Consider the following 19,953-nt stretch of genomic DNA (forward strand, 5'->3'; position numbering starts at 1 on the left):
TCCGTCGGCGGTGCTGCTCAACGGCCCATCCCGATGCCCTGGGAGCGCTGGAGGGACTTGCCCTCGGTTTGCAAGGAGGGGGCGATCATGATGTCGGCCTTCTGGAACTCCTTGAGCGACTCATAGCCGCAGGTGGCCATAGAGGTGCGCAGACCGCCGAAGAGGTTGAGGCGACCGTCGTTCTCCCGGGCCGGGCCAACCAGGATCTCCTCCAGCGTGCCCCGGGGGGTGGTCTGCACCCGGGCGCCTCGGGGCAGGGTGGGATGGAAGGTGGCCATGCCCCAGTGGTGGCCCCGGCCGGGAGCCTCTTGGGCGGCGGCCAGCGGTGAGCCGATCATCACCGCGTCGGCCCCGCACACGATGGCCTTGGCGATGTCCCCGCCGGTGGCCATGCCGCCGTCGGCGATGATGTGAACGTACACCCCGGTCTCGTCCAGGTGGCGCATCCGGGCCGCTCGGGCGTCGGCGATGGCGGTGGCCTGGGGCACGCCGATGCCCAGCACCCCCCGAGTGGTGCAGGCCTGGCCCGGCCCCACGCCCACCAGGATGCCGGCGGCCCCGGTGCGCATGAGGTGAAGCGCGGCGTCATAGCTGGCGCAGCCGCCGACGATCACCGGAATCTCCAAGCGGCGCACGAACTGCTTGAGGTTCAACGGCTCGTGGTTCTTGGACTTGTGCTCGGCGGTGACCACCGTGCCCTGGATGACCATGAGGTCGAGTTCGGCGGCCAGCATGTGGGGGGCCAGTTGCTCGGTGCGCTGGGGGGTGACCGACGCGCAGGAGATCACCCCGGCGTCTTTGATCTGACGGATGCGCTCGCCGACCAGTTCGGGTTTGATCGGCTCGGCATACAGCTCCTGCATCCGCAGGGTGGCCTTCTCCGGGGACTGGGCGGCGATCTCGTCGAGGACCGGCTCGGGATCGTCATAGCGGGTCCAGAGCCCTTCCAGGTTCAGCACCCCCACCCCGCCGAGCTGGCCGATGGCGATGGCGGTCTCGGGGCTGACCACGCCGTCCATGGCTGAGGCCATGAGGGGAAGGTCGAAGCGGTAGGCATCGATCTCCCAGGCGATGCTCACATCTTCGGGATCACGGGTGCGGCGAGTGGGCACGATGGCAATGTCGTCGAACCCGTACGCCCGCCGTGCGGTCTTGCCCAGCCCGATGTCAATCTCGGCCATCACGACGCCCCTTTTGCTTGGAAACCAGGAATTCTAAAGCCTTCCGCCTCGCTATAGGGGGATTTACTCCCTCACCAGGAAGGAGGTGAAATCAGGCGGCCGATTGGATGAGATTCCAGAGCTCTTGCACGTGATGGCGCTCGGTTTGAGGGCTGCCGATGGCCACCCGGAGGGTGAAGCGGCCGTCGAGAACGGTGTGGCTCATGAAGGCTCGACCGGACTTGTTGACAGTGTCCATGATGCGGCGACTCGCCGCATCGCCGTCTTTGTGGCGGAAGCACACCAGGCTGACCACGGTGGGGGCGGCCAACTCGAATCGGCTATCGGCCTCCACCCACTCGGTGAGCTCGCCAGCCCACTCAATGTGGCGGCGGATGTGGGTCCGCAGGCCTTCCAACCCGTAGTGGCGGATCACGAACCAGAGCTTCAGGGCCCGGAATCGGCGACCGAGAGCCACCGTCCAGTCGCGGTAATCGACGGCCTCGTGCTCAGCGTCGGCGGTGGCCGCAGCCGCGGTGCCGCCGCTCAGATACTCGGCTTCCACCGCCATGGCATCAAGCAAGTTTGCCCGGTCGGCCACATAGAACACCGAGCAGTCCAAGTTGGTGAGCATCCACTTGTGGGGGTTGAACAGATAGCTGTCCACGTCTTCCAAACCGGCGTTGAGGAATCGCATCTCGGGGCACAGCGCTGCGGTGCCGGCAAAGGCGGCGTCGACATGGGTCCAGACGTCGAAGTTGGACGCCACCCAGGCCAACTCGGGTATGGGATCGACGGCGGTGGTGGAGGTGGTGCCCACGGTGGTACCCACGAAGAAGGGGATAAGGCCGTCGTTTCGATCCTTGACGATCTCGTAGGCCAGATGGTCGGCGCGCATGGCGTAGTCGGGGGTGGTGGCGATCAGGCGGATGCGGCTGTCGGCAATCCCGGCGACCCTCAGTCCCTTGGCGATGGAGTAGTGGCTTTGTTCGGAGGTGTAGGCCACCATCTGGTCCAGCTTCTCATTGCCCCCCGCTCGGGCCCGGGCGGCGAGGATGGCGCAAAGGGTGCTGGAAGAGGCGCCGTCGGTGATCACCCCGTTGCCTCGAAACGCTTCTGGCAGGCCAAGGGCAATCACCAGCCAGTCCAAGACGTGCTGTTCCAGCTCAGTGACCGCCGGGCCGGTGGTCCACATGGCTCCGTGGGCCCCCAGACTGGCCGCAATCAACTCGCCCAGCGCTGCGGGACCACTGGTGTTGGCCGGGAAATAGCCGTACATCCCCGGTGCCTGCCAGTGGGTCATTCCGGGCATGATCACTCGGTCGAGGTCGGCCAGCACGTCAGAGAAGTCCTCGCTGCGGCTCGGCGGCTCAGCGGGAAGCTTGTGCCGGACGTCGCCCGGCTTGACGTCGGCCATCACCGGCAAGTCGCCCAGGCGGGCCATGTAGTCGGCCACCCAGTCCACCGCCTGGTACCCCCGCTGCCGGAACTCCTCCGGGCTCATATGGTTCGGTCGCTCAGCCATTGCTGCCATTGTTGCCGAAGAGCGAGCGGAGGTGTGGTGTTGGGTTTCGAGGTATTGAGCGGCTGCGGTGTGGTGGACGGCGAGGTTCTGGATGTAGCGGATGACGGTGGCGGGGGATTTCCAGCGGCCTGCCAGCATGAGGCCGGCCATGTCAACGCCGCTGGCGGCGAGGTCTTGGGCCATGCCGACGCGCAGTGAGTGGCCGGAGATGCCTGAGGGGTCGATGCCGGCGGCTTGGGCTGCGCTGTGGTGGCCTCGGCTCCCCTGGGCGTTTGGTTCGGTGTCGACGGTGCGATATTCAAATGAATATCCTGGTGGCGTGTTGAAGATTGAACCTAAACATCGCCGCAGGAAATTGCCCTGGTATGACTATCTGTTCGGTCTTGTCGGTGTACCGGTGTTTTCCTTTCTTGTCGATTGGTTGCACGATTTTGGCGTCTCTCCCCTAATCGTGATCTTCGGCGCTATGGCCGGTGGCCCCGCCGCTGGTTATTTGGCTGTTCGTGTGGGGAAGTGGTTGAGCGGCCGCTTTCCCGCGTTTGAAACCGAGTACGTTTCGTACTTTGACCGCCGACCGGGCCGGTGAACCCGTCCGAGGCCCAAGCGGCGGCCGCGGCTGTGGCGAAGTGCGAAGAGCTGGCGGCTGTTGCCGATGAGGTACGGCGGGCTTTGGCCGATTTGGTGGCGGCTGTCGGCTACCAGACTGCCGCCGCGCATGTCGGGTTGAGCGTCGGCGCTTTGCAGCGATGGGTTGTCAGAGTGCCGGTGTCGGCCACGCTTGACGCCGCCCGCAAGCGCCGCAGCGACTCCTAGCTCCCTTTTTTGCCTGCGCTTTTGGTGATGCCGTAGTCTCCATTGGCGTGGCATAACCTATGCCGTGGCCATGGTGAGGAGTTGGCGGAGCATGGCGGCGGTGGCGCCCCAGACGGTGTCGCCGTAGAGCTCGAAGAAGGTGATGGCCCGGTCGTTGCCGTTGATGGACCAGATCTCCTCCCGCCAGGCTTCGTCGGACAGCAGTTCGGTGGTGGAGACCAGCAGGATGCGCTCCACCTCGGCAGGGTCGGGGACCAGCCCGGTGGGCGGGCCGGGCAGAATCCCGACGTAGGGGTGGACCATGGAGCGGCTGCCCACGGTGACGTAGCGGTCGATCTGGCCGATGACCTCGACGGTTTGGGTGTCGAGGCTGATCTCCTCGCGGGTCTCCCGCTTGGCGGTGTCGAGCAATGTGGCGTCGTCGGATTCCTGGCGGCCACCGGGGAAGGCCACCTCCCAGCTATGGGAGCGAAGGTGCCGGGCCCGGCGAATGAGCACCACAGATCGGTCGCGATGGCAGCCCCCAGACTGTTCTTTGGGTTGTTGATGCGGCCAGGTGGCTACATCATGCCGCCCATGCCGCCCATGCCGCCCATGGGATCGCCACCGGGGGGCATCGGGGGGGCAGGGGGCTCGGGCTTGTCGGCCACCAGGGCCTCGGTGGTGAGCAGCATGGCGGCGATAGAAGCCGCATTCTGCAAACCGGCCCGGGTCACCTTGGCCGGGTCGATGACGCCTGCGGCCACCAAGTCTTCGGTGACGCCGGTAGCGGCGTTGAACCCGATAGTGCCTTCGGTTCCCTCGATGTCGCGCACCACGATGGAACCCTCGAAGCCGGCATTGGAGGCGATAAGCGAGCACGGCACGGTCAGCGCTTCGAGCACGATCTTGGCCCCAGTGGCCTCGTCGCCGCTCAGGTTCTCGACCACGTCGGCCACCGACGGACGAGCCCGGAGCAGGGCGGTGCCGCCCCCGGCAACCACGCCCTCCTCGATGGCGGCCCGAGTGGCCGACAGCGCATCCTCGATGCGGTGCTTCTTCTCCTTGAGCTCCACCTCGGTGGCGGCGCCCACCTGGACGACGGCGACGCCGCCGGCCAGCTTGGCCAAGCGCTCCTGGAGCTTCTCCCGATCCCAGTCGGAGTCGGTGTTGTCGATCTCCTGGCGGATCTGGGCCACCCGGCCGTCAACATCAGACTTGGTGCCGGCGCCTTCCACGATGGTGGTGTCGTCTTTGGTGACGATCACCTTGCGGGCAGTGCCCAGCAAGTCGAGGGTGACACCCTCCAAGTTGAGCCCGACCTCCTCGGCCACCACTTGGCCGCCGGTGAGGATGGCCATGTCTTGAAGCATGGCCTTGCGGCGCTCGCCGAACCCGGGGGCCTTGACGGCCGTGGAGTTGAACGTTCCTCGGATCTTGTTCACCACCAGGGTGGCCAAAGCCTCGCCCTCGATGTCCTCGGCGATGATCAAGAGCGGCTTGCCGGTCTGCATGACCTTCTCCAGCACGGGGAGCAAGTCCTGTACCGAGCTGATCTTGCCCTGGTTGAACAGAATGTAGGGCTCATCAAGCACGGCCTCTTGGCGCTCGGCGTCGGTCACGAAGTAGGGCGACAAGAATCCCTTGTCGAACTGCATGCCCTCCACGAAGTCGAGCTCCATCCCGAAGGTGTTGGACTCCTCCACGGTGACCACGCCGTCTTTGCCCACCTTGTCGATGGCGTCGGCGATGACGTCGCCGATGGCCGTATCGGCAGCCGAAATAGAGGCCACCTGGGAGATCTCCTCCTTTTGGGAGATGTCCTGGGACTGGTCTGCTAAAGAATCCACCGCGGCGGCCACTGCCTTCTCGATGCCCCGCTTGAGGCTCATCGGGTTGGCGCCGGCGGCCACGTTGCGCAGACCGTTGTGGACCATGGCCTGGGCCAGCACGGTGGCAGTGGTGGTGCCGTCACCGGCGATGTCGTTGGTCTTGGTGGCCACCTCTTTGATGAGCTGGGCGCCCATGTTCTCGAACTTGTCCTCCAGCTCCACCTCGCGGGCGATGGATACGCCGTCGTTGGTGATGGTGGGGGCGCCGAACTTCTTGTCGAGGACCACGTTGCGGCCCTTGGGGCCCAAAGTCACCTTGACTGCGTCGGCAAGCTGGTTGACGCCTGCCTCAAGGCCGTGGCGGGCCTCCTCCCGGAACTTGAGAATCTTGGTCATTTGACGATTGCCAGCACGTCGCGGGCCGACAGGATCAGCAGATCCTCGCCGTCCACGGTGATCTCGGTACCGCCGAACTTGCTGTACACCACGGTGTCGCCCACAGAGACGTCCACCGGGATCAGCTCACCGGTATTGTCAGACCGCTTGCCCGGTCCAACAGCGATGACCTCACCCTGCTGGGGCTTCTCTTTGGCGGTGTCGGGGATGACCAGGCCGCTGGCGGTCATCTCTTCAGACTCGCCGGGGCGGACAACGATTCGGTCATCAAGGGGCTGTAGCGCCATCTTGGCCTCCAAATGATTGACTTGAGCTTTAGCACTCTCGATACGCGAGTGCTAAGCGTAGGACAGAGGCCGCGTTGAGGCCAACTCAGGCTGCTGGTTCGCCCGACAGGATGAAGGGGAGGGCAAGGTTGGGGTCGGCGCCGGTATCCAGCGGGGAGGGACCGTCGAGCTGGAGCCGCTGCCATCCGGCCGCGGCCACCATGGCGGCGTTATCAGTACACATGGATCGGCTGGGCAAGAACCCGCTGATGCCGGCGGCCACGCAGGCGTCGAGCAGGCGCTCCCGCAGAGAGGAGTTGGCCGCCACTCCTCCCGCCAGGCACAGGCCTCTGGCCCCGTACTCCTCGGCGGCCTTGCGGGCCTTGTGAACCAGCACGTCCACCACGGCTTCCTGAAACGACGCCGAAATGTCGGCCACGTCGAGGTCGGGGTTGTTCCGCACGTGGTTGACCACCGCGGTCTTGAGGCCGCTGAAGGAGAAGTCGTAGCCGTCGTCGTACATGGGACGGGGGAAGGCCACCGCCTCGGGATTGCCGTCCATGGCCAGCCGGTCAATGACCGGGCCGCCGGGATAGCCCAAGTCCATGAAGCGAGCCACCTTGTCGAACGCCTCGCCGGCGGCGTCATCCAGAGTCTGACCGATGAGCCGGTAGCGGCCGAACGCCTCCATCAGCACCAGGAGGGTGTGGCCGCCGGAGACCAGCAGCACCACTACCGGCAGCTCCAAGTCGGGTTCCTCCAGGAACGAGGAGTACAGGTGGGCCTCCAGGTGGTTCACCGCCACGAAGGGGACATCCCAGACCAGGGCCAGGGACTTGGCCGCGCTGACCCCCACGAGGAGGGAGCCGATAAGGCCGGGACCGGCGGTAGCGGCTACCGCCTCCACTTCGTGATCGCTGAGCCCGGCCTCGATCACCGCTTGGGCGACCACCGGAGTGAGCAATTCCACGTGGGCCCGGCTGGCGATTTCCGGGACCACGCCGCCGTAGCGGGCATGCAGATCTACCTGGCTGCTGATCACCGACGAGAGGACGTCGGAGGGGCCGGAGACCACGGCGGCCGCGGTCTCATCACAGGAGGTCTCGATGCCCAGCACGATGGCGGGGGTGTGCGGGGGAGGATCCGAACCCAGCACGATGGCGGGGTCTTCTTGGGAGGGAACCTGGGAACTCATGCGCGGTCCAGTTCTACCGCGATTTTGGTGAGACGGTCGACATAGTCGGGCTGTTGGATGTTGTCGACCCGCATTACCACGGCGTCGGGCGACAGCCCCATGTTCTTGTAGTACCCCCGCTGAATGCCCACCGGGGCCAGGCCGAAACGCCGGTAGAGGGCCTGGGCAGCGGGATTGTCAGCAGCTACCTCCAAAGCGAGGCTGGTATTGCGGCGGCAGGCGGCCAACGCCAGGGCCAAGAACAGCCGGGCACCGATGCCTTCACCGCGGGAATCGGGGGACACCGTGACCGTGGTGATGTGGGCTTCGCTCTCCTCGAAGGCCACCCCGGCGTGACCGACCACTCGATTTGGGCTGGAGCTCTTGGCATTGGGATTACCGACCACTCGATCGGGGCGCGCTATCACGTAATAGCGATCATCGGTGCGGGCCAATTCCGACTCGTAGACTTCTCTGGACCAGGGGATCGGGTAACACTGGGCGTCGATGGCCATCACCTGTGGAAGATGATCAGGGGTCATGGGAACGATCATCGTGTCAAGGGGCCTGAGAAGGTGGGAACGATCATCTGATCAAGGGGCCTGAGAAGGTGGGAACGATCATCTGATCAAGGGGCCTGGGAAGGTGGGAACGATCATCGGGTTTTCCAGTTGATGTCGGCGTCGGGAACCCGAAGGTAGATCGGTTTCAGCTCCCACGGCTTGACGAATTCTTCTCGCAGGGCGCGGGCGTGGGCCAGCTGCACTAGCGAGGCGGCTGAGGGGTGGGCCAGATCCTGTTCGGCGATCTCGGTCTTCTGAAGCCGGTCGAAAACCTCGGAGTAGCGGCGGGCACCGTCGCCTACCAACAGCACCTCCTCGCTGGTGGCCAACAGTTCGGAGGCCAGATCATCGGGAGTGCCCACTTGGGCATCGGATACTCGTTGGACACCGCCGGGCACTTGGCGATAGAAGGCGTAGAACAGCTCACTGCGCCGAGCGTCGATGGCGGCCACGATCACCCGGTTGGTATGGCGCACAGCGAAGGCCAGCAGATCGAGGCTGGACACGCCGATCATCGGCACCCCCAGGGCGTAGGCCATGGCCATGGCGCTGGAGATGCCCACTCGCAGGCCGGTGTACAAACCCGGCCCGAGGTCCACGGCCACGCAGCCGACATCTTGAAGCTCGACCCGAGCTTGGCGGGTGACGAACTGAACTTGGGGGGCGATGGTCTCGGCGTGACGGCGGCCCCGGGCGCTATGGGCCGAGGCGAGCACTCCTTCGTGCCCGCCAAGAGCGCATCCCACCTGTTGGGTAGCCGATTCGATGCCCAAGATCAACACGGTGGGCCTTCTAGCCACTGCTCGGTGGCGGCAGCCAATTGGTCGGCTCGGGCCTGCCATCGGGGTCCCACTGGGGTCAAGACCACGATCCGCTCGTCAGGGGGGCTGGGGTGGCCCTCGATGAAGGTCAGCGCTATCTCGAGATAGTCATTGGGCAGGGCCTGGCGGATGGCGTCACCCCACTCGATAAGGATCACTCCGCCGCTGTCAAGCAGTTCGGGCAGGCCCAAGTCGAGCACTTCGGAAATCTGGTCGAGTCGGAAGACGTCGAGATGATGGAGGAGCAGCCGTCCGTGGTATTCCCGGGCCAGGGTGAAGGTGGGGCTGGTGACCGGCTCGCTGATGCCCAAGGCGGCGGCGAACCCCTGAGCGAAGGTGGTTTTGCCCGCGCCCAAGTCACCCACCAGCAGCAAGAGATCGCCCGACTGGGCCTGCTCGGCCAGGCTGGCGGCCAGGTTCCTCGTGTCTTCGGGTGAGCGGGTGCGGGTTCGGATCATTCCGACATCGCCATGCGGGCTCGGACCAGATCAGAGCGCATCTGGGCCTCTTGAAGACCGCCGCCCCGCAACACTGCGGCCGGGTGGTACGTGGGGATGATCACTGCATCGGCGTTGGGCATCGGGTAGCTCTGGCCTCGCAGCCTGGTGATCCCGGTCTTGGTGTCCAGCAGCAGCTTGGAAGAGAAATTGCCCAGGGTGACCACCACCCTTGGGGCAATGAGCTCAACTTGCTGCTCCAACCACGGGCGGCAGGCGTCGATCTCGTCGGGTTTGGGATCTCGATTGTCGGGAGGACGGCATTTGACCACATTGGCGATGTAGCAGCTGTCGCGGGTCAGCCCGATTTCCTCGGCCATCAGCCGGTCGAGCAGCTTGCCCGAGCGGCCCACAAAAGGAAGGCCCTGCTTGTCCTCCTCGGAGCCGGGTCCCTCGCCCACGAACATGAGGTCGGCGCTGGGGTTTCCCATGCCGAACACCACTTGCCTGCGGCCCTCGGCCAACCCGCATTTGGTGCAGTCGGCAGCTTCGGCGGCAACCTCGGCCAACGTCAACGTCACAGGCCAAGAATACGCCCCCCACCAGCAGATTCGATAGGGGAGTTGCAAGTTATGGACTTGGGCGGGTGCTGCGCCGCCGGAGTGCCTCGGTCCCAAGCCGCTGACGGCAATACTGGTATTCTGCGCAGGCAGGCGCGAAGAGGGGTGCAGATCATGATCGACTGGCTCGGCATCGACCATCTGTTCAAGTTGTCCGGCGGCGAGGTGGTGCTGGGATTCCTCACGCCGCTGTTCGTCTGCGCCGCGGTCTTCGTGGCGCACATGATCCTGCCCGCGCGGCGCGTGCCCGGCTACGCCATCAACCGCAAGACCGGCGAGCCCCTCAACTACCGGCTCAACGGATTGGCGGTGTTCGTGCTTGCCCACCTCGTGTGGGCATTCGCGCTGCCGCGCGACTGGTTCTACCGGTCGACCATGTATGCGATAGCGAGCGGCTTCGTGATCGCGATCATCGCGACGATCTTCGTGGTGTTCTCCCAGCCCGAAGGCGCACAGAAGAACCGCTTGCTTGCGTTCTATCTCGGCCGTGCCCAAGAGCTGCAATTCTTCAACAACCGCTTCGATCTCAAGATGTACTTCTACATCGTGGGCGGCACGATGCTGTCGCTCAATTGTTGGTCCGCAGCCGCATGGCACAACGACAACGTTGCCGATGCCAACCCCGGCTTGTTCCTCTACGCCGCCATCAACTGCTTCTACATCTTCGACTACTTCGTCTGGGAACGGGTGCAGCTCTACACCTACGACCTCACCTACGAGAAGATCGGATTCAAGCTCGTCTGGGGCGGGCCGTTCGTGTGGGGCTGGATGTTCGTGCTGCCGCTGTGGGGCTTGGCCCCACTGGCCGACCCCGGCATTTCAGGCGGCTGGATGTATTTCTGGCTGATCGGCAGCGCAGCACTGTTCTTGGTGGGCTGGACGATCTCCCGCGGCTCCAACATGCAGAAGTACACGTTCAAGCGCTGGCCCGAACGCAAGTTCCTCGGCATCATCGAGCCGGAGTACATCCAGGCCGGCGAGCGCAAGATTCTGTGCAGCGGGTTCTGGGGGAAGGCACGGCACTTCGGCTATTTCGGCGAAGGCCTGTACGGGATAGCCGTGGCGCTGACCTTTGGGCTCTTCTCCAACCTGTGGGCCTGGACGTACGTGGTGTTTATCGTTGCGTTCTTCGTTCCCCGCCAGTTCGAGGACGACAAGGTCTGCGCCGAGAAGTACGGCGAAGAGAAGTGGGCCGAATACCAGGCCCGAGTTCCGTACCGGATCGTTCCCGGCATCTTCTAGCGCCAACCGGCTGAAGCGGTACCGGAAAGGAGGCCACCCTTGTTCGAGCGGCTCGGCGTCGGGCACCTGACTGAGTTGACTGCGGGCGAGGCGGTGCTGGGCTTCCTCACGCCCTTGTTCGTGATGGCCGCCTTCGTTGTGCTCCAGATGATCCTGCCCGGCAGGCGCGTGACCGGCTACGTCGTCGACGCGGCCACCGGCCAGCCCCGCAGCTACCGCCTCAACGGCCTGCTGGTGTTCGCTGCGGCTCAGCTTCTGTGGTGGTTCGAGCTCACCGGCATGCCGCGAGACTGGTTCTACCGGTCATCGCTGTACGCCGTGGCCGGCGGAACGGTGCTCGCCGCCATCCTGACCGCGATAGCGGTGTTCACCCAGCCCGAAGGCGAGGTCAAGAACCGTTTGCTTGCCTTGTGGTTCGGGCGGGCCTCCGAGATGCAGTTCTTCAACGGCCGCCTCGACCTCAAGATGTACTTCTACGTGGTCGGCGGAACCATGCTGTCGCTCAACGCGTGGTCCGGCGCAGTGTGGCACCACGACAACATCGGAGATCTCAATCCGGGCGTCTTCGCGTTCGCAGCATTCGTCACCTTCTACGTCTTCGATTACTTCATCTTCGAACGGACGATGCTCTACACGTACGACATAATTCACGAGCGGCTTGGCTTCAAGCTGTTCTGGGGCGGGCTCTTCGTCTACGGCTGGGTGTTCATCATTCCGATGTGGGGGCTGGCGGCCCATCCCGACCCGGGGCTCTCGGGCGGCTGGCGCATGCTGTGGCTGATCGGTGCGCCTGCGCTGTACGCCGCCGGATGGGTCATCACCCGCGGCGCCAGCTTGCAGAAGTACACGTTCAAGCGCTGGCCCGACCGCACGTTCCTCGGGGTGTTCGCGCCGCAGGTCATCGAGGCTGGCGACCGCAAGATCCTGTGCAGCGGCTTCTGGGGCGCCGCCCGGCATTTCAACTACATGGGCGAGTGGTGCTTCGGCCTCGCCATCGCCCTGGTCTGGGGTCATTTCGACATCCTTTGGGCGTGGGTCTACTTCGTCTACGTCATCGCGTTGTTCCTCCTCCGCCAGAGTCAGGACGACCGGCACTGCGCCGTCAAGTACGGCCCCGAGAAGTGGGCCGAATACCGGCAGCGAGTTCCCTACCGGATCGTTCCCGGCATCTACTGATCCGGCTCGCGAGCCGATGCGCGGTTCAGTGAGGGTGCGGTACGGTCGGCAGTGATGTTGGGAGTCGGCGGGGGTGTGTTGGTGGGGCATTGGACCTGCGAGGCGGCCCTGACGGGATGCACGGTGGTGGTGTTTCCCGAAGGCACGACAGCTTCGGGGGAGATTCGGGGGGGCGCGCCGGCCACCCGGGATTTCGCGCTGCTGGCCCCGGAGCGGACGGTGAGCCAAATAGACGCGGTGGTGTTGTCGGGGGGATCGGCGTTCGGGTTGGCCGCGGCTGATGGGGTGATGCGATGGTGCGAGGAGCAGGGTCGGGGGTTCGAGACTCGGGGCGGCCGGGTTCCCATCGTGGTGGGCATGTCGCTCTACGACCTGACCGAGGGCGACGGCTCGGTACGGCCTGGGCCCGACGCCGGATACGCCGCCGCCCAATCGGCCTGCGAAGGGGATCCCCCGTGGGGACGGGTGGGGGCCGGCGCCGGGGCCACCATGGACAAGTGGCGGGGCGCAGAGAACCGCCGGCCGGGTGGGCTGGGCAGCGCTCTGCTTCAAGTGGACGATGTGCTGGTGGGCGCGCTGGTGGCGGTGAATGCCTCGGGGGCGATCAACGATGGTGAAGTGCAACGAGCGCTGGTCGATGGCACCTATCAGCACCAGCCTGCCGATCCGTTTGCCGACAGCAATGACGAGGCACACACCAACACCACCATCGGGGTGATCGCCACCAACGCGACGCTTGGCAAGTTGGATTGCTTCCGGATGGCTCGCAGCGGCCACAGCGGCATGGCCCGGGCGCTGCTGCCCGCTCATACCGACGGCGATGGGGATGCGTTGGTGGTTGGGGCGACCGGTCAGGTCGAAGCAGATATTGGACTGGTTCGGCTGATGACGGCGACCGCCGTGGAGACAGCCATCCGATCTATGGGCCATGATGTCGGCGACTGATTGCGATCAAAAAGGGGATTGAGATGAAGGACTTGGCCGGAAAGGTGGCGGTGATCACCGGGGCGGGCAGCGGCATGGGTCGGGCCATGGTGCGAAAAGCCGCCTCTGAGGGGATGCGCATTTTGGCGGGCGACATCGACGAGGCCGGGCTGGCTGAGACCGTCGGCGGGCTGGAGAACGCCCAGCTCATGTTGACCGACGTGACCAGCCCCGACGCCAATGAAGCACTGGCCAATGCGGCCCTGGAGCGGTTCGGCGGCATTCACCTGGTACACCTCAACGCTGGGGTGCTCACCGGCGGGTTCACCTGGGAGAACACCGTGGACGACTGGCGCTGGGTGCTGGATGTGAATCTCTGGGGCGTGATCCACGGGGTGCGCAGCTTCATCCCCCGGATGCTGGAGAAGGGCGAAGACGGCCACGTGGTGATCACCGCCTCGGTGGGCGGCCTCACCTCCGGGGGGTTGCTCGGGCCCTACACCACCTCGAAGTACGGCGCGGTGGCCATCGCCGAGTCGCTCCATCGGGAGTTGGACATCATCGATGCACCGATCGGGGTGTCGTGCTTGTGCCCCGGCCCGGTGGCCACTGGCATCTTCCGCTCGGAGCGCAACCGCCCCGACACCTACGACGACACCTGCGGCCCCATGTCGGCCGACGCTGAGGCCGCCGCCTTCCACACGGCTTTGATCAACGCCATCGATGAGGGGACCGATCCCGCGGTGATCCCGGAGTTGGTGTTCGACGCGGTGCGCGACGACAAGTTCTGGATATTTCCCCACCCCGACTTCAAGGAGCGGATCGCAGCCCGCACCGAGTCGATCATGAACGAGACCAATCCCGAGTACACGGTGGGACTGCCGGACGCGATACCGCCGTCGCGCTAGAGAAAACGCAGGGGAACGCGGCGGCCGAATTGGCAGACGATCTCGTAGGCGATGGTGTCGACGCGTTGGGCGATCTCGGTGGCGGTGATCTCTTGATCGCCCTGTTGCCCCAGCAGGATCACCTCGTCTCCGGGTGACACGGGGTGGTCGAGGCCGCACTCCACCATGGTCTGGTCCATGGTCACCACTCCGGCGACGGGCCGCCGGTGACCGCCGATCAGCACCTCGCCGCCACGAGTTCCCAGTCGCCGGGTCCAGCCGTCGGCGTAGCCGATGGGGATGGTGGCCAGCTGGGTGTCGGCCGGGGCCGAGTAGTGGTGGCCGTAGGACACCGGGGTGCCCGCGGCGATGGTCTTGACCATGGATACTTCGGTGCGCACCGTCATGGCCGGTTGAAGTGGAAGGCAGTCGGCTAAGGCCGGCGCCGGGGGGATCCCGTAGAGAGCGATGCCACAGCGCACCATGTCGAACCGGCCAACCGGGTGAGCCATGGCCACCGCAGAATTGGCCAAGTGGCGGCAGAAGTCGTGGTGACCGGCGAGTCTGAGCCGGGACAGCAGATGGTTGAACTGCTCGATCTGGTAGGCGGTAAACGGGTTGTCTGGCTCATCGGCCACCGCGCAGTGCGTCCACACCCCGGCCAACTCCAGGGTTTCGCGCTCGGCGATGGCGTCGGCCAGCATCAGCACCTCCGCAGGCGGAGCGCCGATTCGGGCCATGCCGGTGTCGACTTTGAGATGGACGGGCAAGCGCTGGTTGGCGGCTGTCGCGGCTGCGGCTGCGGCCGCCAAACCTTCGCCTTGATACACGGTGGGGATGAGTCGGTGCTCGACGACTTCGGCGAACTCGTAGGGGCGGGGCTCGGACAGCAAAAGGATGGGCACCTCGATTCCGTCTTCACGCAGCCGTCGGCCTTCCTCCACCAAGGCCACCGCCAACGTGGCGGCGCCGGCGTCCACTGCGGTTCGGGCCACCGGAAGCATGCCGTGCCCGTAGGCGTCGGCTTTGACCACTGCGCATAGCTCGGCGGGGTGGACCAATTCGGCCAACAGCCTGGTGTTGTGGGCGATGGCCTCCAGGTTGATGTCGGCCCAGGTCGGTCTCATGGCGTCCCTCGGTTGGAAGTGGCTTCGCCGGGTCTCATGGCGCGGCTCCTTGCTGAATAGCGGCCTCCCAGGCGAGGGGCAGGGCGAGGAGCAGGTCGGATGCCGCCATTCCTCCGGAGGGACGGCTGGTGGCTGCTTGCCCATGAAGCCAGGCCGCACTGGCAGCGGCCTTCATTGGTTCGACTCCGCCGCTGAGCAGGCCGCAGATGAGCCCGGCCAGCACGTCACCGGTCCCGGCGGTGGCCAGTCGGGCGTCGCCATTGGCAATGGCCAGCGCGGCTCCGCCGGGGTCGGCCACCACCGTGGTGGGACCCTTGAGCAGGACGTGGACACCGGTGGACGAGGCCAGCGAGCGGGCGGCGGCGAAGCGGTCGGGATCGGGCGCTTCCCCAGTGAGGATGCGGTATTCGCCGTCGTGAGGAGTGAGGACGGTGGGGGCGGTGCGGCCGGCCACCACATCAGCGGCGTCGAGACCGAGGGCAAACAGGCCGTCGCCGTCGATGACCAGGGGAAGCGGTGTGTTGGCGGCCAGCTCCCGGACAGATTCGACGGTGCTCGGCCGCCTCCCCAGACCGGGACCGACTGCCATGGCCCGAAAGCGCGCCTGGTCGTCGGCTTCGATGACGGCTGCCCAATTATCGGCGGGCAAGGGGTGGCCGACAGCCTCGGTGGGAGCGGTGCGGCCAGCCAGTACTTCCATGCCAGGTGTGCTGAGTCGGACGTAGCCCGATCCGCTTCGCATGGCGGCGCCGGCGGCCAGGTGGGCGGCACCGGTCATGCCCGGCGATCCGGCGACGACCCAGCAGGCCGTCTGCCACTTATGGGTCTCGGCGGGTCGAACGGGAAGCCAACAGCTGACGTCCTCGGCGGTGACCAGATGGGTGCGGGCGGAGGAGACGTCGAGCCCGATGGGCGCCACCGTGAGCAGACCACAGTGCTGAGCCCCGGGATGGAGGACGAGCCCGGGCTTGAGGGCGCCGAAGGTGACCGTTTGGTTCGCGGTCCAGGGTTCGCCAACCAATTCGCCGGTCAATCCGTTGACTCCCGAGGGAATGTCGGCGGCCAGGACCGGAGCCACCCGGTCGGGGTGGTCGAGCAAGGGTGCCGGTGGCGGTGGAACATACGGCCGCCGAAGACCGGTGCCGTAGGCGGCATCGATGGACAAGTGGGCGGGAGGAAGCTGCTCGGGCTCATCGGCCGCGTCGACCACGACCACCCGGACACCTCGCCGCCGCAGCCGCCGGGCGGCGGCCCGCCCGTCGGCCCCGTTATTCCCCTTGCCGGCCAGCACGGTCACCCGTCTTCCATAGCCTCCTCCCAGCATGTCCAGCGCGGCTCGGGCCAGGGCGGTGCCGGCCTGTTCGATCAGCTCCTCGACCGGTTCAGGGGCTGCCGCGTCGATGGCGGCCATCTCATCTGGGGTGACGACCGGGATCATGTCAGTCGGAGTCTGGTTGGACATCGCCACCCGGCTCCACGCTGCTTATGGGAGTCTCCACCGGGATCATGGACGCCAGCGGTCAGCCAGCTCGGTTACCGGTTCCAGTAAGAGTTCTTCTGTGCCGATGGCACCCAGCCGGTCGAGGCGAAAGTCGGGCTCGGTCTCGGTGACCTCGTCGCGCAGGGCGGCGAACCGGTTCCGGTAGCCCTCCAGCACCTGCTGGGCCACGTCGGGGGAGAGGCGGGATTGGAATCGAACGTGCAGCAGGGTGAGCCCGGTGGTCTGGCGGTCTTTGACCTCAGGGATCAGCACAATGGTCCGTCCGTCGGAGCGCCCCCGGGTGGCCAGAACCTGCCGTTCGATCGCCACCAGGTGCTTGCTGCCTCGCAGGATTGGGTCGCGTTCGGTGCGGGAGGCCAGCCCCACGGTGATGCCGCCCCGGTCGACCACATGGATGGTGGTGTTGGATGCTTCGGGGTCGCCGCTGATGGCATACCGGATATAGCCCGTGACCTCGGCGACCGCGGGGTCGAGCGCGGTCAGAGTGCGCAGCGTCTGGTAGCTGAGCTGGTGGCGGGGGGCGCCGGCGTCGAGGGCGGCCCGGACCAAGGGCAGCTCGAGCAGTGATTCCTCGGCCCGGGAGATCCCGACGGTGACGGTCTTGGCCTGGTGGCGGATGGCGTCCACCGGCCGGGTCAACTCGCCCACCGCCACGGTGAGCATGGCGGTGAGGTCTTCTAACACCACCGCCGGCGTGCCCACCCGCCCCCGCTCCAGCTGGTAGGCGTCGAGCGGGGCGATGCCCAGGGCGTAGCGGTACATGGAGGCCATCTCGGCGGCGGTACCCGCCTCTAGGCAGCCGTTGTAGCGGCCTTGGCGCAGGTCCTGGAAGAACCGCTGGGCGGCGGGGGCGAACTGCGAGCGAAGCTTGGCCAGCATCTCCTGGCTGTCGATGCCACCGTCGCTGTCGGGATCGCTGGCGGCCACCTCGGCCTCGATTGCCGCTCGGGTCTCCCGCAGGGGCTGAGCCAACTCATCGATGGCCAGCGCGGACTCATACCCGAACAGGTGGCCCACCATGGTGGCCAGCACGAAGGCCAGCTCGGGTGAGCCGGGGCTGGGGGTGGCAATGACCTCGGACGCCGCGTCGAAGCGGGCTTCGGTGTCGCTGGTGATCACGATGGGTGCCGCCTTGTGGGCTCGGAAGATGGCCACCTCCTTGGCCACGTCGTCTGCAGTGGAGTCGAGCAGGCCGGCGGCGCACACCAAGATCAGCGGTTCCGACGACAGATCGATGTGCTTCTTGTCCTCGGTGGTATCACAGGCGATGGACTTGTAGCACAGCTCCGAGAGCTTGATGCGTACTTCCTCGGCGGCCACGCGGTTGAGACCGTTGCCCACCACTGCCCAATAGGTGCGGCCCAGAGCGTGGCGGCGGACGATGTCGGCGATCTGGCTGTGGAGGCCCAGCACCTCGGTCATGGCTGTGGGCAGGTCGCGCAGCGAGTTCAGAAGTCGCTGGCGGCGCTCTTGGGCGCGGGCATCAGCGGGCGGACCGCCGTTGGTGGCGTTGGCCAGGGCAACGGCCAGCAGCACGCCAGCGGCCACCTGGGCGTAGAACGCCTTGGTAGAGGCCACGCTCATCTCCACATCTCGGCCGTCTGAGGTGTAGAGCACCCCATCGGCCTTGTCGCACAGGTCGCTGTTGCGCCGGTTGACGATGGCGATGACGGCTGCACCCCGCCGTCGCACCAGATCGACGGTGCGGTTGGTGTCGGTGGTGGTTCCCGACTGGCTGATGGCGATCACCAGGGTGTTGGCCATGTCGCCGTGCAAGCCGAATCCCGACAATTCGGTGGCCAGTACCGAGCTGACGTGCCGGTCGGGCAGCTCTTGGCGGAGGAAGTAGGCCAGGCTGTGGGCCGCAACCGCGGCGGTTCCCTGGCCGATGACCACGATGTCGGTGATCTGGCCGCGGGCCAGGCGATCAACCAGGGAAGCAGGCAGAGTTTCTGGTCCTAGGCTCACCGACAGCAATGGCGCCTGCCGATCTTGCTCAGTGGTCACGATGTGGCCTCGCAGGGTCTTGCGGAAAGACTCGGGAGACTCGGTGATCTCTTTCAGCAGGTAATGGCGGAAGTTGCGGCGGTCGACATCGCGGGTGGTTATCTCGGCATCCACGATGTCGGAATCGGTTATGGGCAGCGATGTGCCGTCGTAGGAGAGCCTCTGAATCCGGTGGAGGTCGCCGGCGTTGTCTTGGCTCAACACCACCACTTGGCCCCGGCTGGCCGTGGCGTTTTCTGGGTCGGACGGGGTTTCGCCGTCCATCCGCACGTAGCGGTCGGACTGCTCCACCAAGCCGTAGGGCTCGCTGGCCACCACGTAGGCGTCTTGGGCCGCGCCGATGTACAGCGCCTGGCCGCTGCCCCGCAGGGCCAGCAAGAGTTGGTCGGGTTGAGCCGCGGTCTGGCCGGCTATGGCCACCGAGCCATTGAGATCTGCCACTGTTCGGCGGAACGCGTCAATAGGGTTGGCCGAGTCGTTCAACCGGGCAGACCAGAGGGAGGGGATGACTTTGGCATCGGTGGTGATGCCGGGATCCAAGCTCAGGCCGTGGTCAGCCACCAGATCGGTGTGGTTGTCGACGTCGCCGTTCAGGGCGCCGATGGTGTAGGGCCGGGAGGGGCCTTCGGCCAGTTCGGAGTTGAGGGGGTGGGCATTGGCCTCGTTGATCATGCCCACACTGGCCCATCGGGTGTGTCCGATGACGACCGCAGATGCCTCCGGAGCGTCCACTGCGGCGGCCAGCAGTTCATCAGCCGCAATGGCAGCTCGCAGAGCGGCGGTGTTGTCGCCGAGTTCGCCGATTTCGGCGGCCGCCTTGTATACGAAGCTCAAACAGCCCTCGGCCCAGCGCACAGATCCCGACCGGAACAGTGGATCGGCGACTCGCTCGGCCAACGCTGCGGCCACTGCAGGGGCTGTGGGGTCGAGACCGTGGTCGCTGATCAGCAAGTGGAGCCCTGCCGAGTCCCGGCCTCGAACCTCGAGGCGGTCCAACGCTGACAGGGCGACCTGCACTGAGCTGAACGCCGCCAGTGCGGCTTGCTCGGCGGTGGGTCCGGCCAAATCAGCCACCGCGTCGGCGGTCTTGAGCCGATCGTTCCCGATGGCCCATACCGCATCCTTCATCTGAAGCAGAGCGGCGTTGACTGCTTCCGAGGCCCGGTTGCCAGCCGACCAGTCGAGGTCGGCTTCCAGAGCGCCAATCAGCCGGTCGATTTCGCCCAGGGTCGCTCGGATGGTGGCCCGCAGCGGCTTTTCGGCCAACAGCGCTCGGAGTCCGGCGGTCCCCTGAAGCAGGCGATCAGCTCGAATCAGATTCTGAGCTCCAGCACTGATGTGTCCCGCCAGGTCGTCAGAACTGCTCAGGTCGCGCAGAGACACGACCACCGGGCTCAAAAGGTCGAGGACCTCGGCCGAGGTCGGGGGAACACGCTGTGAGTCGCGCCGGACCACCGCGACAATGCCGCACATCTCCCCCAAGGTTAGTGGTGCGTAACCGGA

At 65.9% G+C, this 19,953-nt stretch carries 19 protein-coding genes; 6 read left to right on the forward strand and 13 right to left on the reverse strand.

The genetic code is table 11. The features are described 5' to 3' along the window. Positions 1-17: 17 nt before the first annotated feature. Both ACOGI7_RS15135 and ACOGI7_RS15140 read right to left on the reverse strand, forming a co-directional pair. Entirely contained in the window at positions 18-1,181 is a 1,164-nt protein-coding gene (locus ACOGI7_RS15135; RefSeq protein ID WP_419849573.1) for a GuaB3 family IMP dehydrogenase-related protein, read from the reverse strand. Between the two features lie 91 nt (positions 1,182-1,272). After that, positions 1,273-2,868, reverse strand: coding sequence for a pyridoxal-dependent decarboxylase (locus ACOGI7_RS15140; RefSeq protein WP_419849574.1), 1,596 nt, complete (start codon positions 2,866-2,868; stop codon positions 1,273-1,275). 136 nt (positions 2,869-3,004) lie between these two features. Between ACOGI7_RS15140 and ACOGI7_RS15145 the strand changes: the two genes are divergently transcribed. Both ACOGI7_RS15145 and ACOGI7_RS15150 read left to right on the forward strand, forming a co-directional pair. Then, positions 3,005-3,271: a hypothetical protein gene (locus ACOGI7_RS15145; protein ID WP_419849575.1), complete on the forward strand. Its 267-nt coding sequence runs from the start codon at positions 3,005-3,007 to the stop codon at positions 3,269-3,271. Next, complete coding sequence (locus tag ACOGI7_RS15150) at positions 3,268-3,498, forward strand: hypothetical protein (RefSeq protein WP_419849576.1); 231 nt, start codon at positions 3,268-3,270, stop codon at positions 3,496-3,498. The genes ACOGI7_RS15145 and ACOGI7_RS15150 overlap by 4 nt, the downstream gene beginning before the upstream one ends. A gap of 57 nt (positions 3,499-3,555) precedes the next feature. On the opposite strand, the gene ACOGI7_RS15155 is transcribed toward ACOGI7_RS15150, so the two are convergent. The 8 genes from ACOGI7_RS15155 to ACOGI7_RS15190 form a co-directional block, all read right to left on the reverse strand. Then, positions 3,556-3,999 (reverse strand): NUDIX hydrolase, encoded by a 444-nt coding sequence (locus ACOGI7_RS15155; protein ID WP_419849577.1) that lies wholly within the window; start codon positions 3,997-3,999, stop codon positions 3,556-3,558. A gap of 59 nt (positions 4,000-4,058) precedes the next feature. After that, positions 4,059-5,705 (reverse strand): chaperonin GroEL, encoded by a 1,647-nt coding sequence (gene groL, locus ACOGI7_RS15160; protein WP_419849578.1) that lies wholly within the window; start codon positions 5,703-5,705, stop codon positions 4,059-4,061. Continuing rightward, complete coding sequence (groES, locus tag ACOGI7_RS15165; protein WP_419849579.1) at positions 5,702-5,992, reverse strand: co-chaperone GroES; 291 nt, start codon at positions 5,990-5,992, stop codon at positions 5,702-5,704. The genes groL and groES overlap by 4 nt, the downstream gene beginning before the upstream one ends. An 85-nt stretch (positions 5,993-6,077) precedes the next feature. Continuing rightward, positions 6,078-7,166: a tRNA (adenosine(37)-N6)-threonylcarbamoyltransferase complex transferase subunit TsaD gene (gene tsaD, locus ACOGI7_RS15170; RefSeq protein ID WP_419849580.1), complete on the reverse strand. Its 1,089-nt coding sequence runs from the start codon at positions 7,164-7,166 to the stop codon at positions 6,078-6,080. Further along, positions 7,163-7,687, reverse strand: coding sequence for a ribosomal protein S18-alanine N-acetyltransferase (gene rimI, locus ACOGI7_RS15175; RefSeq protein ID WP_419849581.1), 525 nt, complete (start codon positions 7,685-7,687; stop codon positions 7,163-7,165). The genes tsaD and rimI overlap by 4 nt, the downstream gene beginning before the upstream one ends. Positions 7,688-7,800: 113 nt before the next feature. Beyond that, positions 7,801-8,490, reverse strand: coding sequence for a tRNA (adenosine(37)-N6)-threonylcarbamoyltransferase complex dimerization subunit type 1 TsaB (gene tsaB / locus ACOGI7_RS15180; RefSeq protein WP_419849582.1), 690 nt, complete (start codon positions 8,488-8,490; stop codon positions 7,801-7,803). Continuing rightward, positions 8,484-8,987 (reverse strand): tRNA (adenosine(37)-N6)-threonylcarbamoyltransferase complex ATPase subunit type 1 TsaE, encoded by a 504-nt coding sequence (tsaE, locus tag ACOGI7_RS15185; protein WP_419849583.1) that lies wholly within the window; start codon positions 8,985-8,987, stop codon positions 8,484-8,486. Before tsaE ends, tsaB begins: the two co-directional genes overlap by 7 nt. Beyond that, positions 8,984-9,547: a uracil-DNA glycosylase gene (locus ACOGI7_RS15190; RefSeq protein ID WP_419849584.1), complete on the reverse strand. Its 564-nt coding sequence runs from the start codon at positions 9,545-9,547 to the stop codon at positions 8,984-8,986. Before ACOGI7_RS15190 ends, tsaE begins: the two co-directional genes overlap by 4 nt. A gap of 153 nt (positions 9,548-9,700) precedes the next feature. Between ACOGI7_RS15190 and ACOGI7_RS15195 the strand changes: the two genes are divergently transcribed. From ACOGI7_RS15195 to ACOGI7_RS15210, 4 genes are read left to right on the forward strand one after another with little or no spacing between them, the layout of a single operon-like run. After that, positions 9,701-10,828 carry a DUF1295 domain-containing protein gene (locus tag ACOGI7_RS15195; protein ID WP_419849585.1) on the forward strand — a complete coding sequence of 376 codons (1,128 nt, stop codon included), beginning with the start codon at positions 9,701-9,703 and terminating at the stop codon, positions 10,826-10,828. 39 nt (positions 10,829-10,867) lie between these two features. After that, positions 10,868-12,004 carry an ergosterol biosynthesis protein gene (locus tag ACOGI7_RS15200; protein WP_419849586.1) on the forward strand — a complete coding sequence of 379 codons (1,137 nt, stop codon included), beginning with the start codon at positions 10,868-10,870 and terminating at the stop codon, positions 12,002-12,004. Positions 12,005-12,058: 54 nt separating this feature from the next. After that, a complete protein-coding gene (locus tag ACOGI7_RS15205; RefSeq protein ID WP_419849587.1) occupies positions 12,059-12,949 on the forward strand; it encodes a P1 family peptidase in 891 nt (296 codons plus the stop codon). Positions 12,950-12,972: 23 nt separating this feature from the next. After that, entirely contained in the window at positions 12,973-13,836 is an 864-nt protein-coding gene (locus ACOGI7_RS15210) for an SDR family NAD(P)-dependent oxidoreductase (RefSeq protein WP_419849588.1), read from the forward strand. Here the strand turns inward: ACOGI7_RS15210 and alr are convergent. The 3 genes from alr to ACOGI7_RS15225 all read right to left on the reverse strand — a co-directional run bounded on the left by alr (position 13,833) and on the right by ACOGI7_RS15225 (position 19,923). Continuing rightward, positions 13,833-14,942 carry an alanine racemase gene (gene alr / locus ACOGI7_RS15215; protein WP_419849589.1) on the reverse strand — a complete coding sequence of 370 codons (1,110 nt, stop codon included), beginning with the start codon at positions 14,940-14,942 and terminating at the stop codon, positions 13,833-13,835. The genes ACOGI7_RS15210 and alr overlap by 4 nt on opposite strands. Before the next feature lie 34 nt (positions 14,943-14,976). Further along, a complete protein-coding gene (locus tag ACOGI7_RS15220; RefSeq protein ID WP_419849590.1) occupies positions 14,977-16,380 on the reverse strand; it encodes an NAD(P)H-hydrate dehydratase in 1,404 nt (467 codons plus the stop codon). Between the two features lie 66 nt (positions 16,381-16,446). After that, entirely contained in the window at positions 16,447-19,923 is a 3,477-nt protein-coding gene (locus tag ACOGI7_RS15225; RefSeq protein ID WP_419849591.1) for an SIS domain-containing protein, read from the reverse strand. Positions 19,924-19,953: the final 30 nt, after the last annotated feature.

The organism is Candidatus Poriferisocius sp. (genome assembly GCF_965204145.1).
Taxonomy (GTDB): domain Bacteria; phylum Actinomycetota; class Acidimicrobiia; order Acidimicrobiales; family Bin134; genus Poriferisocius.